The sequence below is a fragment of the Pukyongia salina genome (assembly GCF_002966125.1).
In the GTDB taxonomy this organism is placed as follows: domain Bacteria; phylum Bacteroidota; class Bacteroidia; order Flavobacteriales; family Flavobacteriaceae; genus Pukyongia; species Pukyongia salina.
Genome location: NZ_CP027062.1, coordinates 1,095,644 through 1,119,723 on the forward strand (window position 1 = coordinate 1,095,644; position 24,080 = coordinate 1,119,723).

Below are 24,080 nucleotides of genomic sequence, written 5' to 3' on the forward strand. Positions count from 1 at the left end.
TGGTTCTTATTACGCACAGCATGAGCGACGCTTTAAAACACGAATGTGGAATTGCCATGATACGGTTACTAAAACCGTTGGAATACTACCATAAGAAATATGGAACGGCATTTTATGGGGTGAACAAGATGTATCTCATGATGGAGAAACAGCACAATCGCGGACAAGATGGTGCGGGCTTTGCAAGTATAAAACTGGATGTTTCTCCGGGCGAACGTTATATAAGCAGAGTGCGAAGCAACGCAGCACAGCCCATTCAGGATATATTTTCACAGATCAACGATCGCATTAACACCGAATTCAAGTTACATCCCGAATATTCCGGGGATGTGGAGGCACAGAAAAAGAACATTCCCTATATAGGAGAGTTGTTACTGGGGCATGTACGTTACGGAACTTTTGGGATAAATAGTGTTGAAAATGTTCATCCTTTCCTGAGGCAAAATAACTGGATGCATCGAAACCTGATCATTGCTGGTAATTTTAATATGACCAACACTACGGAGTTGTTCAACAATCTTATCAAGCTGGGAATGCATCCGAAGGAAAAGGCAGATACAATAACTGTGATGGAAAAAATTGGCCATTTCCTGGATGATGCGGTTAGAAAATTATATAAGAAAGCCAAAAGTGGGGGAATGAATAAAATGGAGGCCTCACCCTTTATTGCCGAAAACCTCAACATCGCAAAAATCCTGAAGAAATCTGCCCGCGATTGGGATGGTGGCTACACAATGGCCGGCATGATGGGTCATGGAGATTCTTTCGTACTTAGGGATCCGGCAGGGATCCGGCCTGCCTACTATTACCAGGATGAGGAAGTGGTTGTTATTGCTTCGGAACGGCCAGCTATTCAAACAGTATTTAATGTTCCATTTGAAGAGATAGTAGAGATAAAACCAGGTCATGCTGTTATAGTGAAGAAGAACGGCAAGATGTCTGAATCTGAAATCCTTAGTCCGCTTGAGCGAAAATCATGTTCTTTCGAACGTATCTATTTTTCCAGGGGGAGTGACGCAGAGATCTATCAGGAGCGAAAGGAATTGGGGAGGTTAGTAATGCCGAAGGTTTTGGACGCCATTGACAGAGATACAGAGAATAGCGTTTTTTCTTTTATACCAAATACGGCAGAAACCTCGTTTTACGGGATGCTTGATGCGGCTCAGAATGAGCTCAATAAACAGAAGAATGAGGCAATATTGAAGGAAGGAGCGAATTTAACCAACGAACGTCTCGAAGAAATACAGGCGCATAAGATCCGTACCGAGAAGATCGCCATCAAGGATGTGAAACTCCGTACTTTCATCACCGAAGATAGCAGTAGGGACGACCTTGTCGCTCACGTATACGATGTAACTTACGGAGTTGTACGGCCTGCAGATAATCTGGTAATTATCGATGATAGTATAGTAAGAGGTACTACTCTTAAGAAAAGTATATTGAAGATGCTGGACCGTTTAAACCCGAAACAGATCGTTGTGGTTTCATCGGCCCCTCAAATTCGTTACCCCGATTGTTATGGGATAGACATGGCCAGGCTGGAAGACTTGATTGCGTTTCAGGCTGCGCTGCAATTACATAGGGAACGAGGGACTTACGATATCGTAGAAGAGATCTACAAAAAGGCTAAGAAGGAGCTGGATAACGCTAGCGAACGGCCTGTAAATCACGTGAAGGAGTTGTATGCCCCATTTAGTGACGAGGAATTGTCAGATAAAATAGCGGAGATAATAAGTGATAATGATATCAACGCAAAGGTAAAGGTGATATTCCAGTCGGTGGAAGATCTGCATAAGGCATGTCCCAAGAATTTAGGCGACTGGTATTTTACTGGAGATTATCCTACCGAAGGAGGAAAAAAGGTTGTGAACAGGGCCTATGTTCATTTCTACGAGGGCAATCCCGAGCGTGCTTATTAAACTGTTAAAAAACCGGCTAAATTCGGCCGAATCATGCACTTTAACGATTTTAACGAAAGCTTTATCTAAAAGTAGGAAAACTCTGATTTTCGTTTAATTATTTACTCTATATTTGAATCATACCATAGCATAAGTAGGTTAAGTTCATGGTAAGATTTGGGGCAAAAAAGGTAAACTCTCGTTTACCTTTTTTTTTGGCCCAAATCCAACGGGGTGGCGAGGAGCGTTAGCGACGAGCCGTTTACACTTCCCCATTACTCTCTTTACCTTTTTCCTAATGGGTGATGACAAGACGTATTCAATTCCATTTAACTATTGTTAGCTTTTCATACCTTAAGACAATACGCAAGCGCCGAGCCGTTTACACTTCCCCTTAACTCTCTTTACTTTTTTCCTAATGGGTGAAGCCAAGATGTATTCTCTTCCCCTTAACTCTCTTTACCTTTTTCCAAATGGGTGATTACATGGCATATTCAATTACCTTTAACTCTTATTTCCTCTTTCAGCCGTGTGGCTATACGTAAGCGCCGAGCCGTTTACACTTCCCCTTAACTCTCTTTACCTCCTTCCTAATGGATGATGACGAGACGTATTCAATTCCATTTAACTATTGTTAGCTTTTCATGCCGTATGACAATTCGTAAGCGACGAGCCGTTTACACTTCCCCTTAACTCTCTCTACTTTTTTCCTAATGGGTGAAGCCAAGATGTATTCTCTTCCCCTTAACTCTCTTTACCTCCTTCTTAATGGATGATGACAAGTCGTATTCAATTCCATATAACTATTGTTAGCTTTTCATGCCTTAAGACAATACGCAAGCGACGAGCCGTTTACACTTCCCCTTAACTCTCTTTACTTTTTTCCTAATGGATGATGACAAGACGTATTCAATTCCATTTAACTATTGTTAGCTTTTCATGCCTAAAGACAATACGCAAGCGACGAGCCGTTTACACTTCCCCTTAACTCTCTTTACTTTTTTCCTAATGGGTGAAGACTTGGCGTATTCACTTCCCCTTAACTCACTTTACCTTAGAGGGTGGAGATCGAAGACCTGCCGGGGTGAATTGCGTACTTCTATTCTAACATTTAGTCACCAATCCATTACAGGATAATATTGAGTATCTGGTTCGTTTTGTCCTGTTATACTTTAAATAATATTTCATTTGGATAAAAATGTATTATTTTGGAGATCAAAGACTGTTAAAGTCTTTTTTATTCCTACATAATATTTTGGCAAAAAGCCCGATATTTCCCTCTTTTCGGGAGTCATTGGGTAATAATTCCTATTAATATTTGCATTTTAACGAAAAAAGAGGTCCTTGGTCTAAAACTTTGGATTTTGAAAAATATAAACCTATATATTTGAATCATACCATAGCATAAGTAGGTTAAGTTCATGGTAGATTTGGGGCAAAAAAAGGTAAACTCTCGTTTACCTTTTTTTATTGGCCCAAATCCAACGGGGTGGCGAGGAGCGTAAGCGACGAGCCGTTTACTCTTCCCCTTAACTCTCTTTACCTTTTTCCAAATGGGTGATGACGAGCCGTTTACACTTCCCCTTAGCTCTCGTTTCCTTTTACTAATGGGTGATGACAAGCCGTTTACTCTTCCTCTGTACTCTCTTCACCTTTTCCAGCCATGTGACCAAGCGTAAGCGACGAGCCGTTTACATCTCCAATATTCAGATTTATATTATTCTGGGTGAGAGGAGCATTATTTTTTAATGCCGCTCGCAATTCGCCATTACAAGAGATTTAGTTTCTATTTTTGCTTTTACCCTACGGAGGCAAGCAAAATAGTCCAGATAAACGGTTTTCTGTGCTCCCGAACTCTCATTATCTTTATCATCTACAAAGACACGGTTATGCAATTTAAGGTTAGTGATATTTTTTACAAACCCAGACTATCAACAATAATTATAATTTCGTTATTCGCAGTAGGAGTTATTCTAAATCTATCTGTTGAGCAATATAGATATTCCGAATTCAGATGGATTTATAAATACGTTAAACTAATTAGCATAATAATGACTTTCGGATCAATAGGCTGGTCTTTATTACACCCAATAATTATTTGGTCCGAGAATAAGGTTAACTGGAAGAGTTATTTGTTATGGATATTTCTAGGAATGTTACCAATACTTTACTTCACAATTATGATCATTATATTAAACTTAACAGGGGCTATCATTGCCTAAAATCGGCAGTGAAGGCTATTTTCTTTCGATTTAGTTTATTTAATATGAGTCCGCGATAAGCGACAAGCCGTTTTCATTTCCCTCCCAACTCTCGTTAAAATTAAAAGGAGCTTAGCAAACAACATTCCTTTGGAGATGAATTTTAATTTCTTTGATCTCTTTACCTTTACAATAGAATTTTAGAATAACAAGAGTGATAAACTGTCTTTAATTTATCATTAAATACGCTTTACTAGTCTTAGAATATGCTTCACCATAAAAGATTCCTTTCAGTAATATATAAGATATGAAAGCCGCCATTCGCAGAAAATATGGTTCGCCAAGTTGTATAAGAATAGAAAATATTGAAAAGCCCATTCCAAAAGAAAATGAGGTTTTAATTAAAGTAATTGCCACTACCGTAAACCGAACGGATTGTGCAAACCTCACTGCCAGACCATTTATCATGAGATTTATTCTAGGAATCTTTAAGCCGGGAAAAATTATATTAGGGACAGATTTTGCAGGTGAGGTAGTTTCTTTAGGGGAGAGCGTGAAATCACTCAAAATTGGAGACCGTGTGTTTGGCTTTAAAGACACAGGATCAAGATCACAAGCCGAATACATTGCCCTGGAAGAAAATAACTTATTTGCTATACCGGAAAACATAAATTATAAGCAAGCCGCTGCGAGTTTGGAAGGAGCTCATTATGCCTATACTTTTATTCATAAGGTCAAGATCAAGCCCGAGCAAAAGATATTAGTAAATGGAGCAACAGGAGCGATTGGATCTGCGCTCTTACAATTTGTGAGGCAATACGATGTGCACATCACTGCCACCTGCAACACTAAAAATATCGAATTAATTCGATCCTTGGGCGCCGATAAAATTTACGATTACCTCCAGGAGGATTTTACAGCTTATCAAGACAAATATGACTTTATTTTCGATGCTGTTGGAAAAAGTACATTTGGAAAATGTAAGCCGCTGCTCAAGGACAACGGGGTATATATATCTTCTGAATTAGGGCCAAATTCCCAAAATTTGCTTTTTGCATTAACAACTCCGATAATTGGAAGTAAAAGAGTCATCTTCCCTGTACCCTTTAATACAAAAAAGACCATTCCATATATTATGCAGCTTTTGAAAGAAGAAAAATTTAAACCGGTAATAGATAGAGAATATTCAATTGACGAAATAGGATTGGCCTACGAATATGTTCTGCGTGGAGAGAAAACAGGCAACGTAATAGTTAAATTAGTGTAGCAGGAGTTCCACTTTAAAATAGATATACTGGAAATTGCAACAGAAACAATTAAGCCTGGCACGGAACTGGATCGTAATCTACTCTAAAATAAAAACCCGCTCAATTTAAATCGAGCGGGTTCTAAGTCTGCTATTTAATCAATTACTTGTTCTGGGCGTAGTTTTTTGCAACAGCGTCCCAATTGATCACATTGAAAAAGGCCGCAACATAGTCCGGTCTTCTGTTTTGATAATTTAAGTAATAGGCATGCTCCCATACATCAAGTCCCAAAATTGGAGTTCCTCCACATGTTACGCCCGGCATTAGCGGGTTATCCTGATTTGGGGTGGAACACACCTCCACTTTTCCTCCTGGATGAACACATAGCCAGGCCCATCCTGAACCAAATTGGGTTTTGGCAGCTTTTGAAAATGTTTCCTTAAAGGCATCGAAACTTCCGTATGCATCATTGATAGCTTCGGCTAGTTCGCCACTGGGCTGCCCTCCTCCGTTAGGTGACATTACTTCCCAGAATAGCCTGTGGTTATAGTAACCCCCACCATTATTTCTAACTGCGCCATTGCTCATATCCAGATTGGTAAGTATTTCTTCAATAGATTTACCTTCTAAGTCGGTGCCCTCAATAGCGGCATTTAAGTTATTTGTGTATCCTGCATGGTGTTTCCCATGATGAATCTCCATAGTGCGTGCGTCGATATGAGGTTCAAGCGCATCCGTAGCATATGGAAGAGTTGGTAATTGGAAAGACATAATATGTAGTTTTAGATTATTAATAAATTGCATCTCAAAGGTAGTTATTCTAGTTTTTTTAAACTGTTAGAGAATTAATAAGATTTTTATTCCCTTATAGATTATAATTATTGTATGCTGAGTGCCGAGGTTTCTTTAATTTAGTAAAAAATTAGCCTTTGACCGATCAATCTTCCTTTGTAATCTTCAATGCATCTGCCGGAAGCGGTAAAACTTATTCGTTGGTAAAGGCATATTTGAAAACCCTTTTAATAAATCCCGGTTCCGACTATTACAAATATCTGCTCGCGATCACATTCACAAATAAGGCTGTTGCAGAAATGAAACAGCGTATAATAACTTATTTGCGTCATTTTGCTGAAGAAAATGTGCTTGACGACCCTCCAGAGATGATGAAAAGCTTATCAAAGGAATGTAATCTCTCCCTGCAGCAGGTTCATCAAAAATCGGAAGATATCTTACATCACTTGCTCCATCATTATGCAGCTTTTAGCGTAGAGACCATTGATGGCTTAAATCACAGGTTAATTAGAACATTTGCCAGAGACCTAAAGATAGCGTCTAATTTTGAGGTTTCACTCGAACAGGATGAATTACTGGACCAGGCGGTTGACAATTTAATGAAACGTGCCGGGGAAGATAAACAGATCACCGAAATCCTGGTGGAATTTACTTTGGATAAGACAGATGACGACAAATCATGGGATATTTCAAAAGACATTTCGCGCGCTGCTGGTATCCTGTTCAACGAAAATGAATTGCCCAACGTGGAAAGGCTTAAATCCTGGTCTCTCTCCCGCTTCAACAAGATCCGCTCCCGGTTGAGAACAGCGCTTTCCGAAGCTGATTCGCAACTTCAACAAATTGCCGGCGACACTTTACAACTCATCGACGAAAGCGGATTGGAACACGAGGATTTTTCTGGTAGCTATTACCCCAAATATCTCAAAAAGGTTCTCGATGGAAGCGAGCTTCGATTTGGCTCCAAATGGCAGGAAACATTAAGAGACAAACCGTTGTATCCCACTAGATTGCTGAAGGAAGCTCCGCATTCGGCGGCTACCATCGATGAGCTCGCACACCAATTCGCAGATGTTTTCGACCAGACCAAAACTATTTATTTCAGAAAGTTATTAATTAGATCGCTGCTTACTAATCTTACTCCACTTTCTGTTATAAACCTGGTGCAACAGGAAATCGATAACATCAAAGAAGAAGAAAACATTGTCCCGATTTCCGAATTTAACAGGCTGATCAATGCCGAGATCAAGAATCAGCCGGCCCCATATATTTACGAACGGCTTGGCGAGAGGTATCGGCATTTCTTTATAGACGAATTCCAGGACACTTCAAGTTTGCAATGGGAAAATCTGGTTCCCCTCATCGATAATTCCCTGTCTCAGGAACAGGATGCAAATCCCGGAAGCCTATTGCTGGTTGGAGATGCCAAACAAGCCATTTATCGCTGGCGTGGCGGACTTCCGGAATTGTTCATCGAACTTTATAATTGCAAGAATCCTTTCTCCGTTACAGACAAAACCGTTAAAAACCTGGATACAAATTGGAGGAGTTGTGCGGAGATCGTCAACTTCAACAACGATTTTTTTACCCATATTTCGGGATATTTCAACAAGAAATTACATCAGGAATTATACGCTATTGGTAATAATCAAAAGCAGAATTACAGGGAGGGCGGTTATGTTCGCATGGAATTCGTGGAATTTGAACGTAAGGATGATGCTCATGAGGTTTATGCAGATAGTGTATCCAATTCGATAAAGGATTTATTATCCCAGGGTTATCAATTAAGTGATATTTGCGTGCTAACCCGTAAGAGAATGGAAGGTATTTCATTGGGAGAGTTATTAATGGAGAAGGGTATTCGAGTGGTTTCTTCGGAAACACTTTTACTGGCACACTCGCCTGTGGTAAAATTCCTTGTCAATATTCTAATATTCAGGTCGCAACCCGAAAATGACGAACTAAAAGCAGAAATCCTCCTCTTTTTACACCAACACTACCAGGTGAACGAACCGTTATCCGATTTTCTTGCCACTTTCTTTCCAGGCGCTGAAATCGATTTTAGTGCTACGCTTCAGAATTATGGAATTGAACTCAGGCTGGACAAAACTCAATCCCTTACCCTGTACGAAACATGCGAGTATGTTCTCATCCATTGCGAGCTGCTTACCAGAGCAGATGCTTACGTGGATGGATTTATGAACCTGGTTTTCGATTTCGAACAGCGCCAGGCAATGTTAAAATCATCATTTGCCGAATACTGGTTCAGCAAAAAAGAAAAAGAAGCCATTAGTATTGGAGAAGATGTGAATGCCGTTCGATTAATGACGATCCACAAAGCTAAAGGGCTCGAATTTCCCGTGGTTCTGTTTCCTTATGCCGATGTGGATATCTATTCAGAAAAGATGCCAAAAACCTGGATCCATGCCGAAACCATAACCGATGAATCTGAACCGTTCATGATCAATTTTAACAAGGACATCGTAGAATATGGCGACGAGGGGGAAACTATTTACAATGAAAGACGGGCGACCCTTCAGCTGGATAATATCAACTTGCTATATGTAACACTTACTCGGGCAGTGGAGCAACTTCATATCTTTTCCAAAAAAACCAACCCCCCTGCCAATGGTGAGTTGAAGAAATACAGCGATTTCTTTATAAGTTATCTGCAATATAAAGAGCTATGGAATGACGACTCTAAAGTTTTTGAATTTGGTGCACCCCCTAAGCCTGATCCCGCGATATCTACTCCCGAGGTAAAAGAAACAATTATAGAATATATCGCTTCACCTCCCGAAACCCACGATTTAAAGTTGGCAACTGCAGAAGCCTCCCTTTGGGAAACAGACGCCTCCCTTAAAATAACAGCCGGAACTCTACTACATGACATAATGGGGAAGATCAAATTTAGCGACGACGTAGAGGAGGTTCTCGATAAATTTGAACTGGAATCTGGAATGGAAGGCACAGAGATCGAAAAACTTAGGTCTATAATAGTAAAGATCACCTCTCATCCGGAACTGGCACACCTTTTTCAGCCAGGACAAAAAGTTGAGACTGAACGCGATATTATTACCGCAGATGGACAACTTCTTCGTCCGGACCGGATTAATTTTCACCCTAATGGAGAAATTACGCTTATCGATTACAAAACCGGTGGGGCGAGTGACTCTCATATCGAGCAGGTAGAGACCTATGCTCGCGCCTTGAGAGATATGAAACTAAAGGTGAACAACAAGCTTATTATATACGCTTCCGAAGATAAAATAATGATAAATAAACTTTAAATTTGAAGCCTCTAAAAACCCAGATATGTACGGAAACATTAAGGAACATTTGCAACGAGAACTTGAAGAGATCAAGGAAAACGGACTTTTTAAAAAGGAACGCATTATCACTTCGCCCCAGGATGCGGTGATCACAATTTCAACCGGTGAGAAGGTAATTAACTTTTGCGCCAACAACTACTTGGGATTATCTTCAAATAAGGAAGTGATACAGGCAGCCAAAGACACCATGGATACTCACGGTTTTGGGATGTCATCCGTACGTTTTATTTGTGGTACCCAGGATATTCATAAAACTCTAGAAAAAAAGATCGCAGACTATTATGGAACCGAAGACACCATCTTGTATGCGGCGGCGTTCGACGCGAATGGAGGTGTATTCGAACCGCTGTTAGGCCCAGATGACGCCATAATTTCCGATTCACTCAATCACGCTTCCATCATAGACGGCGTGCGATTGTGTAAGGCCGCCCGATATCGCTATCAGAACAGTGATATGGATGATCTGGAAAAGCAGCTGATTGCGGCGAATGAAAATAATGCCCGTTTTAAGATCATCGTGACAGATGGAGTGTTCTCAATGGATGGATTACTTGCCCCTCTTGATAAGATTTGTGATCTGGCTGAAAAATATGATGCTCTGGTCATGATAGACGAATGTCACGCAGCCGGATTTATTGGAGAAACAGGTAGAGGTACTCTTGAAGAGAAGGGCGTAATGGGAAGGATAGATATTATTACCGGAACCCTTGGAAAGGCCCTTGGAGGTGCGATGGGAGGATATACTACTGCTAAAAAAGAGATTATTGAGATGTTGAGACAGCGATCGAGGCCGTATCTGTTCTCAAATTCTCTCGCACCAGCCATAGTAGGTGCCTCGATTAAGGTCTTTGAAATGCTCGACACAGACACCCGATTACGGGACAAACTTCAGGAAAATACAGCATATTTTAAAAAAGGGATGCAGAAAGCAGGATTTGATATAATAGACGGCGACTCGGCCATAGTTCCAGTGATGCTCTATGATGCCAAGCTTTCACAGACCATGGCAGACATGTTGCTCGAAGAAGGAATTTATGTGATTGGATTCTTTTATCCCGTAGTTCCGAAGGGAAAAGCCCGAATCCGGGTTCAGCTCTCTGCTGCTCACGAAAAAGAGCATTTGGATAAGGCGATAAACGCGTTCGTAAAAGTAGGCGAAAAATTAGGGGTAATAAACCCTTGACCACCTTTATTTATACCTAATTGCGCCCATATTTTAAAAAATTTTAATAGATTTGCTTTTGTTATAAGTTTTAACAACTTACTTTTGCTCTAATTAACACTTAAAATTAAACAATCGAATATGAAACATCTTAACACTTTTTTAGTTGCTGCCTTACTGCTTTTAGGCGTTGGGGTAACAAACGCACAGGACGAAAATAATCCTTGGGCAATCGAAGTTGGTGTAAACGCAGTTGATGTTTACCCAGTTGGTCTTGATGATGAAGGAAGATTTCCTAACATGATTGGAGATCTCGCAATCAAGGGCGATTTATTTGACGAATATTTCAATGCAAATGACCACTGGAATATCCTTCCATCTATCTCTCGCGTTTCTGTGGGTAGATATATTGGTAGTGGATTCACATTTACTGCTGCCGGATCTGTAAACAAGATCACTAAACTAGGTAATGTAAAAATTAACGATGTTACTTACTATTCTGCTGATGGTGAGATCGAATATAGCTTAAGAGACGTTATAGGAGGTCCAGGCGGATGGTTCGATCCAACCTTAGGAGTTGGTGGTGGATACACTTGGGTTGACGATGTAGGATTTGGAACGGCTAACGCGCTAGCGGGTGTTCGTTTTTGGGTAGGTGAGAACCTGGCCCTTAGTTTCCAATCTGCATATAAGCACTCGTTTGAGGATGATTACGGAATCATTCACTTCCAGCACTCAGTTGGTGTTATGTTCAAATTCGGTGGAAAAGATACAGATGGTGACGGAATCTACGATCAAGACGATGAATGTCCAGAGACTCCAGGTCTTCCGGAATTCAACGGATGTCCTGATACAGACGGTGACGGAATCGAAGACAGAAAAGATGCTTGTCCTAACACTCCAGGTCTTGCAGAATTCAACGGATGTCCTGATACAGATGGTGATGGTATTCCTGATCCTCAGGATGCTTGTCCTACTGTAGCCGGAATTGCTTCTCTAAACGGTTGTCCAGATGCTGATGGTGATGGAATCACCGATGCTGAAGATGCTTGTCCTAACGAAGCTGGTCCTGCTGCTAACAATGGATGCCCATGGCCAGATCGTGATGGTGACGGTGTACTAGACAAAGACGATCAGTGTCCAGATGTTCCTGGAACTGTTGCAAACAACGGTTGTCCTGAAGTAACTGTAGAGATCATCAAGCAATTGAATGATTACTCTAAAACTATCTTGTTCGACACTGGTAAAGCTACTATTCGTCAAGAGTCTTATGCAGTACTTCAAAGCATAGTAGACATCATGAAAGAATATCCAAATACATATTTCGTAATTGAAGGTCACACAGACAGTGTTGGTAGCGATAAGTCTAACCAAACTCTTTCTGACAACAGAGCGAAATCTGTTAGAGATTATCTTGTAACTATCGGAATGGACGGATCCAGATTATCCTCTGTAGGATATGGTGAATCCAGACCAATTGCTACAAACAATACCAAAGCTGGTAGACAACAAAACAGACGTGTGGAAATTTCTCTTAAGAAATAAAACATATCTAAATAAATAGAAAAACGCCTCCCGATAACGGAGGCGTTTTTTATTTTTATAGTATGCAAACATTCCTGGAGGAAACTATAGAAGAGCTATTAAAAAAACATGAGGATATTGCTCAACTAACTATCGTTCTTCCCAGTAAAAGAGCAGGAGGGTTCTTTAAAAATTATCTTCGGAACCAAATCGCTAAAACAACTTTTCTCCCGAGAATAATAAGTATAGAAGAATTTGTTGAAATCCTTTCCGACCTCAGAATTATCGACAATACCCAGCTATTGCTAAAAAGTTACGGGGCCTACAAACAGACTACTTCCATCAAGGAAAAAGAAGATTTCGAATCTTACGCTTCCTGGATCCAGACCTTGCTAAACGACTTCAACGAAATTGATCGCTATTTAGTCGACACTGACAAATTCTTTCATTATTTAGGTAGTATAAAGTCTTTAGAACACTGGTCTATGAATGATCAGCCTACCGAATTCATAAGTAATTATCTCTCGTTTTGGAACAGCCTTCCCGAATTCTATGACCGTTTAAGATCGAGTCTCCTACAGGAAGGTGTGGGTTATCAGGGAATGGTGTATCGTAAGGCTGCGGAAGAGCTTGAACATTATCTTTCTTCCCACGGAGACGAACCTCATGTGTTTATAGGATTCAACGCCTTAAATACTGCAGAGCAAACCATCATAAAGGAATTACTCGAAACCGGGAATTCGGAAATATATTGGGATGCAGAATCATACTTCTTTGAAGATAGGGACCACAGCGCCTCCCGATTTATGAAGGAGTACTTTAAATCCTGGAAATATTACTCGGGAACCAAACCAACATTATCTGCGAACTATAGAAGGCCTAAGATTTTTCACTTTATTGAAGTGCAGAAAAATATAGCACAAGTAAAATATGCAGGACAATTATTGGCTCGAATGTCGCAAGAAGAGCTTAATGAAACTGCTGTTGTATTAGCTGATGAAAATCTACTGGTGCCTTTAATATACTCTTTACCTCCTCAGTTGAAATCGGTGAACATAACTATGGGAGTTAGTATCAGGAACTTTCCAGCAAGTACTTTTTTCCTCTCCCTATTACAAATGCATCGGAAAAAGTCCTCTCAATGGTACTATAAGGATGTAATGAGATTATTGAACAATCCTATAGGGTCGAAACTAGTCCATGATGCCAGAACGATAGTTAGCGAAATATCCCGTCAAAATTACACCTATATATCCCTGGCGCAGCTAGTCAATCTATCCGATGGCAATTCAGAAGAAAATTTAAATCTTCTATTTGGTGAATGGGGCAACGATCCTTCTCTGGCTATAAAGCTTTCAAAGAAACTTCTCTTACAATTGAAAGACCTTACCCGGGAAAATCCTATGGAACGAGTAACAGTATTCGAATTGTACAAAGTTTTCGATAACATTGGAGTCTACGCTAAAGATTTCGCGCATTTAAATTCAATAAGGACGGTATATTCCCTGTTAGAGGAGGCTCTCTCGGCCACTACAACCGATTTTAAAGGAGACGCTTATCAGGGTTTACAAATAATGGGGGTACTGGAAACGCGTGTACTCGACTTTAAAAATATTATCCTGCTCTCGGTGAACGAAGGTTTTCTACCTTCGGGAAAATCGAATGCTTCCTTTTTAACATACGACCTGAAAAAAGAATATGATCTTCCACTTTTTACAGATAAGGACGCCATCTACACCTATCATTTTTATCGATTATTACACAGGGCAGAGAATATCTGGTTGCTATATAATGGTAGTTCGGAAGGACTGAATGTTGGAGAAAAAAGCAGGTTTCTCCTTCAACTGGAAATAGAAAAACTAGAAAATCATAAGATCATCCAGGAGACGGCTTCCCCTCTAATTTCGATTTATAATACCCCAGCACGCGAAATCTCAAAAACTAAAACGGTGTTGAACAGGCTTAAGGAAATTGCATCCAATGGGTTCTCTCCTTCTGCACTTACGGCCTATATTAGAAATCCAATGGATTTTTACCTATCCCGTGTCCTGAAGATCAACGAGGCTGAGGAAGTGGAAGAAACCGTAGATTTTCAAACTTTGGGGACAATAGTACATAACTGCCTGCAGACCTTTTACGAACCTCTGGAAGGAACGATACTTACGAAGGCAGACCTGGCAGTTATGAAAAATCGAGTTCATGAAGAAGTAACCTGCGAGTTTGAGAAAACCTTCATGAAAGGCGAATTTACCAAAGGTAAGAACCTTCTAATTTTTGAAGTTGCTAAACGTTATGTTGAAAATTTGATCCAATTAGACCAAACCGATCTTGAGCATGGCCACCAAATCCGAATACTTCAGATAGAGACAAACTTAAAAATGTCGATCCCAATTGAAGAATTATCGTTTCCAGTGGCTATTCAGGGTACTGTAGATCGGGTAGATGAAAGGGATGGGATTGTGCGTATAATCGATTATAAAACCGGGAATGTACTTCAAGGAGACCTGGAGATAATAGATTGGGAAGAGCTTCGAGCAGATTATAAGTATAGTAAGGCGTTTCAGGTGTTAACTTATGCACTGATGATTCATTCTCAAGGGACTATTAAACAATCGGAGGCTGGAATTATTTCTTTTAAAAACCTCAACAGTGGCTTTCTTAAATTTGCCACAAAGACTTCCTCCAGAAGCGCAAGAGACCATGCCGTTACTGAGGATATCCTGAAGATTTTTAAGACAGAATTGGTAAAGCTGATAAGGGAAATATGCGATCCTGCAATTCCTTTTATTGAAAAGGAAGTTTAATTTCCGAAAAATTAGTATTTTCGCATCCCACGGGGCATTAGCTCAGCTGGCTAGAGCGTTTGGCTGGCAGCCAAAAGGTCATCGGTTCGACTCCGATATGCTCCACATCAAGCAGAAAACCAGGACGAAAGTTCTGGTTTTTTTATTCTGAAGAAATTCAAGCTGGCTTGCTATTTCGAAAGAATGAAAAAGGCCAAGGCATTGGAACAATGACCGGTTTTCTATTTGCAGTAGTGGCCCTGTGAGGACGGGTAACAATCACTCCGATATGCTCCACATCAAGCAGAAAACCAGGACGAAAGTTCTGGTTTTTTTATTCTGAAGAAATTCAAGCTGGCTTGCTATTTCGAAAGAATGAAAAAGGCCAAGGCATTGGAACAATGACCGGTTTTCTATTTGCAGTAGTGGCCCTGTGAGGACGGGTAACAATCACTCCGATATGCTCCACATCAAGCAGAAAACCAGGACGAAAGTTCTGGTTTTTTTATTCTGAAGAAATTCAAGCTGGCTTGCTATTTCGAAAGAATAAAAAAGATCAGGGCATTGGAACAATGACCGGTTTTCTATTTGCAGTAGTGGATCTGTGAGGACGGGTAAAATCAATAAGACAATTCGGTAAAAATTTCAATATGTATATTTAATATATATATACGGTATATGTATAGTAGATATGCATTTGTTGGCTAAAGATGTGTGTTTCAGTACGTTTGGACTTGTTAAACCCCAAAATCAAACGCAAAATGAAAACTACTAATGTCAATAAGAACTTCATTACCCATGGTTTAAGAAACCAAATTAGATGTATCCCACTAATTTTATTATTGTTCGTTACTCAACTTACAATATCGCAGGTAGGGATCAATACCACAGATCCGAAAGCCACCCTCGAAGTACGTGGCGAGACAGATATCTCCAAAATTCCAGATGCTGCGGATGGAATAATAGCTCCTATAGTTACCAAAACCGAACTTGCATCCAAGAATATCGGTATTTTCGCGGTAGACCAATCAGGGGCACTTGTGTACGTCTCGGACGCCAGCGGAGGAACCACTGGTCCCAGTGTAGGCCAGGTCACGCAAATAGACGATGTTGGTTATTACTATTTTAACGGCAGTGACTGGGTGCCTATGGCGTATCCCATTAGCGTTTCCAATATAAAAAACGGTGAAAATTCGTTTGCGACCCAAGTGGAAGGAGTTACTGGAAATTACATCAGTATTATCGACAGCGCAGACATGATTTTATCTGGGAATAATGTTAGGACAATTATTAATGGACACCCTTCTAATTTCTTAAATCTGGGCGTCTTACAACTAGGTGGAGATAATCAGGGATTTTTAATAAATTCGAGAGTAGCAAGAATTAACGGATCCCCTCTGGGTGATCTTTCCACTGCATCCCCCGGGAATGCCTTAACTTTCGACGGTACTTCCTGGACACCACAAAACCCTAAACTACAAACTATTCCTGGTGCCTTACCCACGACTCCGTCTCCCCCTGTAAGCACAACACGATACACCGGCGCTTCCATTACCTTGCCTCCAGGACAATGGATGGTAGCAATGGGTTCAACTGTAGGTACATCAACAGGCCTTGTTATTAACAGTGATTGTTCACTTTGGATTACTGTTCACCTTAGCGATACATCTACAGGTTCGGGTCCCGTTACTCCCGACGTATTATTAAATCTCACAGGTTTTCGAGGCGCGGCGACAACTATGGGAAGAGGAATGAATCGTGCGTCCCTGAATGGCTATGTAGGAATTAATAATTCTTCAGGCACTAATAAAACATATTATTTATGGGTGAATAGAGAAGTGTATGGAGCATTCAATTGTACCTTAGCTAATTACCATGTGAATGTTCCTTTTCACTCCGGTTTTTGGGAAAGATATTTATTTGCTCTTCCAATTCAGTAAGCTTTCAAACATAAAATTAAAGGTGTGCATAACAACTTCTGTTTGCGCACCTTTCCTCGTTTTTAACTTTCGCAATAAAGAGAACTAAACATAGCCATATAACATAGAGTTGTATATGAAATATATAATCTATGTAGATTAAATGGCAATGCGAATGTCTCTGCGATATGCATGGAATTTCTTTCTTTTATACCTTATGTACTTTACTAAGTGTATCGGCAAATATTGTGTTATTAGATTAGGAATGGCATCACTCTTTTACTTAAATCATCTATTTGCGCAGGACGTTCGATTTTGGGGGCTTCCCTGCCATTAATTGTTGAATATAGGTGTGAATTTTCTTCAAATCGAGTGATAAAAGGACCGCGTATATTGTTAATCGCGGTTCTGCCTTCCTTTTAATCTAAAGAATACCAGATCTCAACTTTACCGAATTTCAAAATTTTTTATTCCACGAAATTTTATATCTTAGAGAGATGGGAGTAGGAGGACTTGTTATAGCTACAGCCTTACTGTGTTTATTCATTGGATTGATCATTGAGGTCCAGGAACGAATGTAGGTTTATAGCTAATCTTGAAGTAAAAAAAAAGACGTCGGCGACGTCTTTTCGTATTTGCATTAATCCAGTTTTATTGCTGTCCGCAAAGAACCAATAATGGTTTACTGGTATAAAAATCTTTTTTTAATACTGCATTCTTTTCGAAAAGCTTTTTAAAGAATCCCCGTTTACGTCTCAACACGCACAAAATATCCGGATGATGTGATTGAAAATGCTCCAACACTCCTTGATAAATGGTTGCATTCTCTGTTTCTTTATAAGATGTCATCATATTCTTTAACTGCAAATCCATACCTTCATCCTCATCTAGCGCATCTGGCGTCTTCACTTTCAATACATGGAGTTTCGCCGAAAATAACTTTAATATCGTTTCAAGTGGATCGAGCACATTTTGCTTTTCAAAAGATGTTCGCTTCACAGCCAATAATATATTTTCTGCCTTGCGGAACAAATAATCACGAGGAACTATTAACATGGGAATATCTGTTTGCTTCACTAATTTCCCCGTAATACTTCCCAGGTAAACTTCACTTTTAATATCCACGCTTTGAGGTGACACTATAATTAAATCGATATTCAATTGCTTGGAAATTCTAGCAATCCCTTCGTAAGGATCTCCCTTGATCGGCTTGGCGATCACCTCTACGCCTTGCGTATCAACACGGCTCAATACCTCATCTAATTGTGCCTGGTGGTCTTCCATAGCAACTTGAGTTACTTTCGTCATTCCACCAGCCTTCGAATAGACCTTATAAATATTAATAAGATAAACGGTCGCACCACTCATAGTTGCGAAATTTACAGCATACTTGAGATTATTAATACCGTTTTCCGTAGAACCCACCGGGACTAAAATATTTTTCATAATGATGCTATTCAATTATCTTTAAAGCTATTGCAAAATTAACGCTTTAAAATGATACGAAAGGCGATTCCTTCCGAAATTGATTCGATCATGTCCCTCACGAGGGCTTGTGCGAGAAAAATGATTGCTGAAGGTATCTTACAATGGAACGAGCATTATCCGGACAGAAACTCTTTTCTTACCGATATCGAACGCTCAGAATTATTTGTCTTCATTTCCGAAGAAACCCCTATTGCCTGTATTGTCATCTCATCTCATAAAGATGAGGTATACAACTCGGTTAAATGGCTCACCAGCGATATAGGGAACTACTATATTCATCGCCTTGCTGTTCATCCCGATCATCAGCATAAAGGTGTTGCACGAAAGCTGATGGACTTTGCCGAGACTTTCGTAAGGGACAGAAAAGGCGTTTCTATTCGTCTGGACACTTTCAGCAAAAATCCCCGAAACCAAAAGTTTTATGAGGCAAGAGGCTATCAAAGACTGGATGATGTTTATTTCCCGAAACAAAGCAAACATCCTTTTTACTGTTATGAATTGCTTATATCCCCTGCTATCGAATCAATGTAAAATACCCTCTGTATACTTGTCCGTCCTTTGCTATGGCCTTATACCAGTATCCCCCTAATGGCATTGGTGTGCTATTATATAAGCCATCCCAGCCGGGGCCATCGGCAGAGAAATAAGACAGGATCTTCCCAAACCTATCGTAAACGTAGATCGTAGTAAGGGGTAATGGGTCCTTTTTTGGAGGGATATATTGCCATAGATCTTTTATTCCATCTCCGTTTGGAGAGAAATAGGGAGGAAACCCAGGGGCTGGAAATGCCAACCTAAATTGTCGTTCAGTAATTCCACAACCGTTCTTGTCGCGCACATAAATAGTGTAATCGCCCTCAGGGAGTCCGCTAAACACGTTGCTATCGCTCCAAGTATTAGTCGTATTTAAAGAAAACTCATAATCTCCTATTCCACTAATCTCAATTATAACATTAAATAAGTCTCCCTCCTCCTCTATCCTGACAAAATCTATAGTTGCCACCGATGAAAGCACAGCCATAAATATCTTGTCGTCTGCACATTCAAGTTCGAACCCATCCTGGGTGAGTAAATTGTAAGCTTCGTATCGATATTTTCCTGCTTCAGACAGGTTCACGTAAGATTCGTCCGAAAGTAATATTTCGGGTTGATTCTCCGGTATTTGGTACCAACGGTAACCGTCGGCCTCGTCTGGTGCATCAATTCGTGTTGGGATATCATCGGCGCAAATTCCTATTTCGTCTGCCAGGGTTATTTCAGGATAAAAAGTTGTGAGTTCTCCGGTAACAGGGTCGAAAAATGGACCACAGCCCAGAATTGTGGAAAATGACTCTTGTATACATCCCTGGGCCGGGCCTGCTTCATTGAAAGGCACAATAAGTACAAAATAAGTCTTATTAGGTTCAAAGTTAATAACATTGATCACCGTGGTGTTGAAGATCACCATATCGAGGACATCATTATCAAATGGTGAGGATCCCACACTTACAATATATCCGGTTGCCCCTGGGACAGGAACCCATTCGATGATTGTGTTGAGGGCAACATTAATCTGCCCATTGGCAGGGGTTATTAACATGGTACAGCCGGGTGGCTCTCCCAATGACCCTGTTATAAAACTTTCGATAGGGCAGTTTAAGGCCGTACCGTTTTCGTTATATGGGATGATCTGTACATATATTTCGGTCTCCGGCGGAAGATTGGCCGGGGGATCGAAAACTAAAACATTACCAACATCCTGGTTATTAATTATATCTCCAAGTCCTGGAGAGGTTTCGATAGAGATCCTGTATCCAATGGCCCTGGAAGCATATGCCCAGGAGATAAGCGTCCCTACAGTTACATTAATCTCGCCATTTACCGGAGAGAGCAATGCAGTACAGTCTGGTATGGTGGTTACATCTTCAGTTGTGAACGAAATACTATTACATACTATATCGTCCTGGTTAAAGAAAAAAAGGGTTAAAGTAACATAAACCTGTGTAGCTTCGGGTAATCCTAAAGGAGGCACAAAAGTAGTATCATTACCAACCGCCTGTTCATTCACGATCTCTGTCCCCCCGGGAGTTGTGCCAAGGGAAATGATATATCCGGTTACCCCAACTACGGGTTCCCAGCTAATGCTTGTATCTACAGGAACATTGGTGGCTCCTGCCAACGGTTCGATAAGATTAGGACAATCCTGTCCATGGCCTGTTAAGACCCCTGCGAGTAAAAAAATATGTAAAAGCCATCGACTCATATGTGAAAATCGAAGTTCTCAGGAAAATACCTTCTTAGATATTATTTTAAAAATTAATGTTTTACAGCGCGGGATAACTCCTTTAGAAATGAGGCACTCACAGCAAGTTTTCAAGCAATCAATTATTACCTAAATATATCGATTATTGTTATAACCGGGTAATTTTTAACGATATCCCTCTCCCTTTCCATTTATCGAGATTAACTACTTTTGAAACTTGAAAAAGTTGAAGACAGATATTTCATTCAAACGTATCCAACAGTTGGCTATTCCTGCCATACTTTCAGGAATTGCAGAACCCGTATTGTCCAGCACAGATGCCGCAGTTGTTGGAAATATCCCTGAGTTTGGCACCGAATCTCTAGCGGCCGTTGGTATTGTTGGGTCGTTTCTATCTATGCTTATCTGGATCCTCGCTCAAAGCAGGAGTGCGATCTCAGCCATCGTATCTCAAAATCTGGGTGCCGGTAAAATAAGCGAGCTTGAAAATTTTCCGGCTCAAGCCATTTTCTTTAACATTGCTCTTAGCGTTATAGTTCTATTTTCAACCTATTTTTTTGTGGAGGAAATCTTCAGGCTACTTAATGCCGAAGGAATAATCCTGGAATACAGTATCGACTATTACAATATCAGGGTTTGGGGATTTCCACTTACTTTGTTCACTTTCGCTGTTTTTGGGCTGTTCAGGGGGCTTCAAAATACATTTTGGCCTATGACCATTGCCACAACCGGAGCACTGGTGAATATTGGCCTTGATTTTGCCTTGGTTTATGGTGTTGAAGGCCTCGTTCATCCTATGGGAATAAAAGGTGCTGCCTGGGCCAGCTTAATCTCTCAGGCGATTATGGCCTGCATGGCATTGGTCTTTATTCTTTGGAAAACCGATGTGTCACTGAGGTTGCGCTTTCCTATTCATCCAGAGATCAACAGGCTGGTTGAAATGAGTTTCAATTTGTTTGTTCGCTCCATAGCACTCAATGCTGCTCTTATGCTAGCAGTACGCGAGGCTACCGGCCTGGGCAAGGAGTATATAGCTGCCCATGCAATCGCCATAAACATTTGGTTATTTACCGCCTTTTTTATCGATGGATATGGCGCTGCCGGCAATATACTGGGAGGGAAATTGCTAGGGGAAAAGGACTATACTACCCTTTGGAAACTAACAAAGCGTGTAAATACCTACAACCTCGTGGTGGCCATGTTACTGGTGGTTTTAGGACTTGTATTTTACCGTCAGTTAGGACTCTTATTCAATAAAGACGCCGAGGTTTTAGCTATTTTCTTCGGAATGTTCTTTATGGTGCTTATTAGCCAGCCATTGAACGCTCTTGGGTTCACATTGGACGCAATATTCAAAGGGCTGGGTGAAATGCGATACCTCCGAAATGTCCTTCTGGGCGCAACATTACTGGGTTTTATACCTGTGTTGTATTTTACACGTTATATGGGCTGGGGGCTTACAGGGATTTGGCTCGCTATTCTGGTCTGGGTTGGGTACAGGGCTGTAGCACTTATAATTAAATACAGGAATAAATATCTTCCCTTAGTAGAAAAATAAATACTTTTACAACAAATAATAAAGGCCAAATGAATAACATTCAGATAACCAAGATGTTTACATTCGAAACCGGTCATGCCCTATACGGATATGATGGGAAATGCAGAAATGTTCATGGCCACAGCTACAAACTATCAGTGACTGTGATCGGCACCCCTATCAGTGACAAGAATCATGTGAAATATGGAATGGTGATCGATTTTGGCGACTTGAAAAAAATCGTGAAGGAAGAAATAGTCGATGTGTTCGACCACGCAACGGTATTTAATAAAAATACGCCTCATGTAGAATTGGCAAAAGAACTGGAAACAAGAGGACACAATGTTCTCCTTGTTGATTATCAACCTACCAGTGAGATGATGGTTATAGATTTTGCCGGCAAGATCAAGAAACGATTACCCGATTCTGTACAACTTCATTCGTTAAAATTACAGGAAACCGATACCAGTTATGCAGCGTGGTACGCTTCCGAAAACTAATCCTTTTCGGTTACTGCAACCACCTGAAAAGGCACATTTTTATCTATCTTTAACCCATGCAGATACCTCAGGGTAAAAAAATCTACTTTTCCAGCGATAATCATTTAGGTGCGCCAACCGCTGATGCTAGTCTCCCAAGAGAGAAAAAATTTGTTCGTTGGCTCGATTCAATCAAACACGACGCTGCGGCCATTTTTCTGTTAGGTGATCTTTTCGATTTTTGGTTTGAATATAAAACGGTAGTCCCAAAAGGTTTTGTGAGAGTATTGGGTAAACTTGCAGAACTAAGCGATAGCGGAATCCCCATCTACTTTTTTGTTGGCAATCACGACCTGTGGATGAGGGATTACTTCGAAAAAGAATTGAACATCCCTATTTTTCACGAACCAAAAGAATTCACACTTAATGATAGTGTTTTCTTTATTGGCCATGGAGATGGTAAAGGCCCGGGAGATAAAGGTTATAAACGTATGAAGAAGATCTTCACCAGTCCTTTTTTCAAATGGCTATTTCGATGGTTTCACCCGGAGTTGGGTATGAAACTGGCCCAGTACATGTCTGTTAAAAACAAACTTATTTCCGGGGATGAGGATAAAAAATTCCTGGGCGAAGAAAACGAATGGCTGGCTCTATACGCCCGTAGAAAACTTGAAGAAAAGCATTACGATTATTTTATTTTCGGGCACAGGCACCTCCCAATGACGATCAAACTTACCGAGAATTCAACCTATTATAATTTAGGCGACTGGATCACTCACTTTACCTACGGTGTTTTCGACGGGAATAACTTCGAGTTAAAGGAGTTTAAAGAATAGGATCATTCCAGCAGGGCCTCCAGTGTAAGAACATCCAGTTTCCCGTCCGGGAAAAACCCATTTTTTTCTTCAAACGACTTTAAAGCGTTAAATGTTTCGGTCCTGAACAGGCCATCATTTTCCAATGCATAGCCTTTCCCTATCAATATTTTCTGAATTTCAAATACCAGCGCATTCCTATCTCCCAGCCTAAGTGAATTTCTCTCAGGATCTAAATAGAACTGTTTCCGTATAAGTTGGTTTTTTTGTTCTTCTTCTGAAATCGCCTCATCCTTGTTCTCTACTTTCGGGCTCTTTAATAGTTCTTCATAATACTTCACATTGGCTAGCCTTTTCCGATATTCCGATACGGCTGCTTTAGTGCGTTCATTGTCCTTGTCTGGATTCCGAACATCTATACCATGGCTACTCCACTGTGTGATCACATAGCCATTTACAGCTTCCACGGCTTCAAAATAATCGAGCATTATTCCTTTATCTGTTTCTTTAGACATAAGACCGTCCGGGACCTTGTATTCGTATTCACTCAAAGAGAATCGCTTGTATTTCTTATACTGCCCCCAGCCTATAAGACCAACGATGATAATCAATAGAAAAATAATGATCTGTTTCATACAGACGATGGTTTGTTTATTCTAAA

15 protein-coding genes and 1 tRNA gene are annotated in these 24,080 nt (G+C 40.5%); 12 read left to right on the forward strand and 4 right to left on the reverse strand.

All coding sequences use genetic code 11. From position 1 onward, the window contains the following. Nucleotides 1-20 precede the first annotated feature (20 nt). Together C5O00_RS04880 and C5O00_RS04890 are read left to right on the forward strand one after the other, a co-directional pair. The gene (locus C5O00_RS04880; RefSeq protein ID WP_105215453.1) at nt 21-1,919 is read left to right on the forward strand and encodes an amidophosphoribosyltransferase; all 1,899 of its coding nucleotides are present in this window, start codon (nt 21-23) and stop codon (nt 1,917-1,919) included. Between the two features lie 2,487 nt (nt 1,920-4,406). After that, nucleotides 4,407-5,366, forward strand: coding sequence for an NAD(P)-dependent alcohol dehydrogenase (locus C5O00_RS04890; protein WP_105215457.1), 960 nt, complete (start codon nt 4,407-4,409; stop codon nt 5,364-5,366). Between the two features lie 142 nt (nt 5,367-5,508). On the opposite strand, the gene C5O00_RS04895 is transcribed toward C5O00_RS04890, so the two are convergent. Then, nucleotides 5,509-6,117 (reverse strand): superoxide dismutase, encoded by a 609-nt coding sequence (locus C5O00_RS04895; RefSeq protein ID WP_105215459.1) that lies wholly within the window; start codon nt 6,115-6,117, stop codon nt 5,509-5,511. Between the two features lie 158 nt (nt 6,118-6,275). On the opposite strand from C5O00_RS04895, the gene C5O00_RS04900 reads away from it, so the two are divergent. The 6 genes from C5O00_RS04900 (at nt 6,276) to C5O00_RS04925 (ending at nt 16,879) form a co-directional block, all read left to right on the forward strand. After that, nucleotides 6,276-9,428, forward strand: coding sequence for a UvrD-helicase domain-containing protein (locus C5O00_RS04900; RefSeq protein ID WP_105215461.1), 3,153 nt, complete (start codon nt 6,276-6,278; stop codon nt 9,426-9,428). A 25-nt stretch (nt 9,429-9,453) separates the two neighbouring features. Next, nucleotides 9,454-10,653, forward strand: a complete 1,200-nt coding sequence (gene kbl, locus C5O00_RS04905; RefSeq protein ID WP_105215463.1) for a glycine C-acetyltransferase — start codon at nt 9,454-9,456, stop codon at nt 10,651-10,653. 120 nt (nt 10,654-10,773) lie between these two features. Further along, complete coding sequence (locus tag C5O00_RS04910; protein WP_105215465.1) at nt 10,774-12,177, forward strand: OmpA family protein; 1,404 nt, start codon at nt 10,774-10,776, stop codon at nt 12,175-12,177. A 62-nt stretch (nt 12,178-12,239) separates the two neighbouring features. Beyond that, nucleotides 12,240-14,960 carry a PD-(D/E)XK nuclease family protein gene (locus C5O00_RS04915; protein WP_105215467.1) on the forward strand — a complete coding sequence of 907 codons (2,721 nt, stop codon included), beginning with the start codon at nt 12,240-12,242 and terminating at the stop codon, nt 14,958-14,960. 31 nt (nt 14,961-14,991) lie between these two features. Further along, nucleotides 14,992-15,065 (forward strand) — tRNA-Ala (locus tag C5O00_RS04920). A 635-nt stretch (nt 15,066-15,700) separates the two neighbouring features. Next, on the forward strand, nt 15,701-16,879 hold the full coding sequence (locus C5O00_RS04925; protein ID WP_105215469.1) for a phage tail-like protein: 1,179 nt from the start codon (nt 15,701-15,703) through the stop codon (nt 16,877-16,879). 630 nt (nt 16,880-17,509) lie between these two features. On the opposite strand, the gene C5O00_RS04930 is transcribed toward C5O00_RS04925, so the two are convergent. Beyond that, nucleotides 17,510-18,304 (reverse strand): universal stress protein, encoded by a 795-nt coding sequence (locus C5O00_RS04930; protein ID WP_105215471.1) that lies wholly within the window; start codon nt 18,302-18,304, stop codon nt 17,510-17,512. A 51-nt stretch (nt 18,305-18,355) separates the two neighbouring features. Here C5O00_RS04930 and C5O00_RS04935 point away from each other — a divergent pair, with 51 nt between their 5' ends. Further along, a complete protein-coding gene (locus C5O00_RS04935) occupies nt 18,356-18,877 on the forward strand; it encodes a GNAT family N-acetyltransferase (protein ID WP_105215473.1) in 522 nt (173 codons plus the stop codon). Here the strand turns inward: C5O00_RS04935 and C5O00_RS04940 are convergent. Beyond that, nucleotides 18,861-20,588, reverse strand: a complete 1,728-nt coding sequence (locus C5O00_RS04940; protein ID WP_105215475.1) for a T9SS type B sorting domain-containing protein — start codon at nt 20,586-20,588, stop codon at nt 18,861-18,863. The two genes, C5O00_RS04935 and C5O00_RS04940, sit on opposite strands and share 17 nt — an antisense overlap. A gap of 226 nt (nt 20,589-20,814) precedes the next feature. Here C5O00_RS04940 and C5O00_RS04945 point away from each other — a divergent pair, with 226 nt between their 5' ends. From C5O00_RS04945 to C5O00_RS04955, 3 genes are read left to right on the forward strand one after another with little or no spacing between them, the layout of a single operon-like run. Continuing rightward, on the forward strand, nt 20,815-22,146 hold the full coding sequence (locus C5O00_RS04945) for an MATE family efflux transporter (RefSeq protein WP_105217575.1): 1,332 nt from the start codon (nt 20,815-20,817) through the stop codon (nt 22,144-22,146). 29 nt (nt 22,147-22,175) lie between these two features. After that, the gene (locus C5O00_RS04950; protein ID WP_105215477.1) at nt 22,176-22,625 is read left to right on the forward strand and encodes a 6-pyruvoyl trahydropterin synthase family protein; all 450 of its coding nucleotides are present in this window, start codon (nt 22,176-22,178) and stop codon (nt 22,623-22,625) included. Between the two features lie 56 nt (nt 22,626-22,681). Further along, nucleotides 22,682-23,440, forward strand: a complete 759-nt coding sequence (locus C5O00_RS04955; protein ID WP_105215478.1) for a UDP-2,3-diacylglucosamine diphosphatase — start codon at nt 22,682-22,684, stop codon at nt 23,438-23,440. A gap of 2 nt (nt 23,441-23,442) precedes the next feature. Here the strand turns inward: C5O00_RS04955 and C5O00_RS04960 are convergent, their stop codons facing one another. Next, entirely contained in the window at nt 23,443-24,054 is a 612-nt protein-coding gene (locus C5O00_RS04960; protein WP_105215479.1) for a peptidoglycan-binding domain-containing protein, read from the reverse strand. Nucleotides 24,055-24,080: the final 26 nt, after the last annotated feature.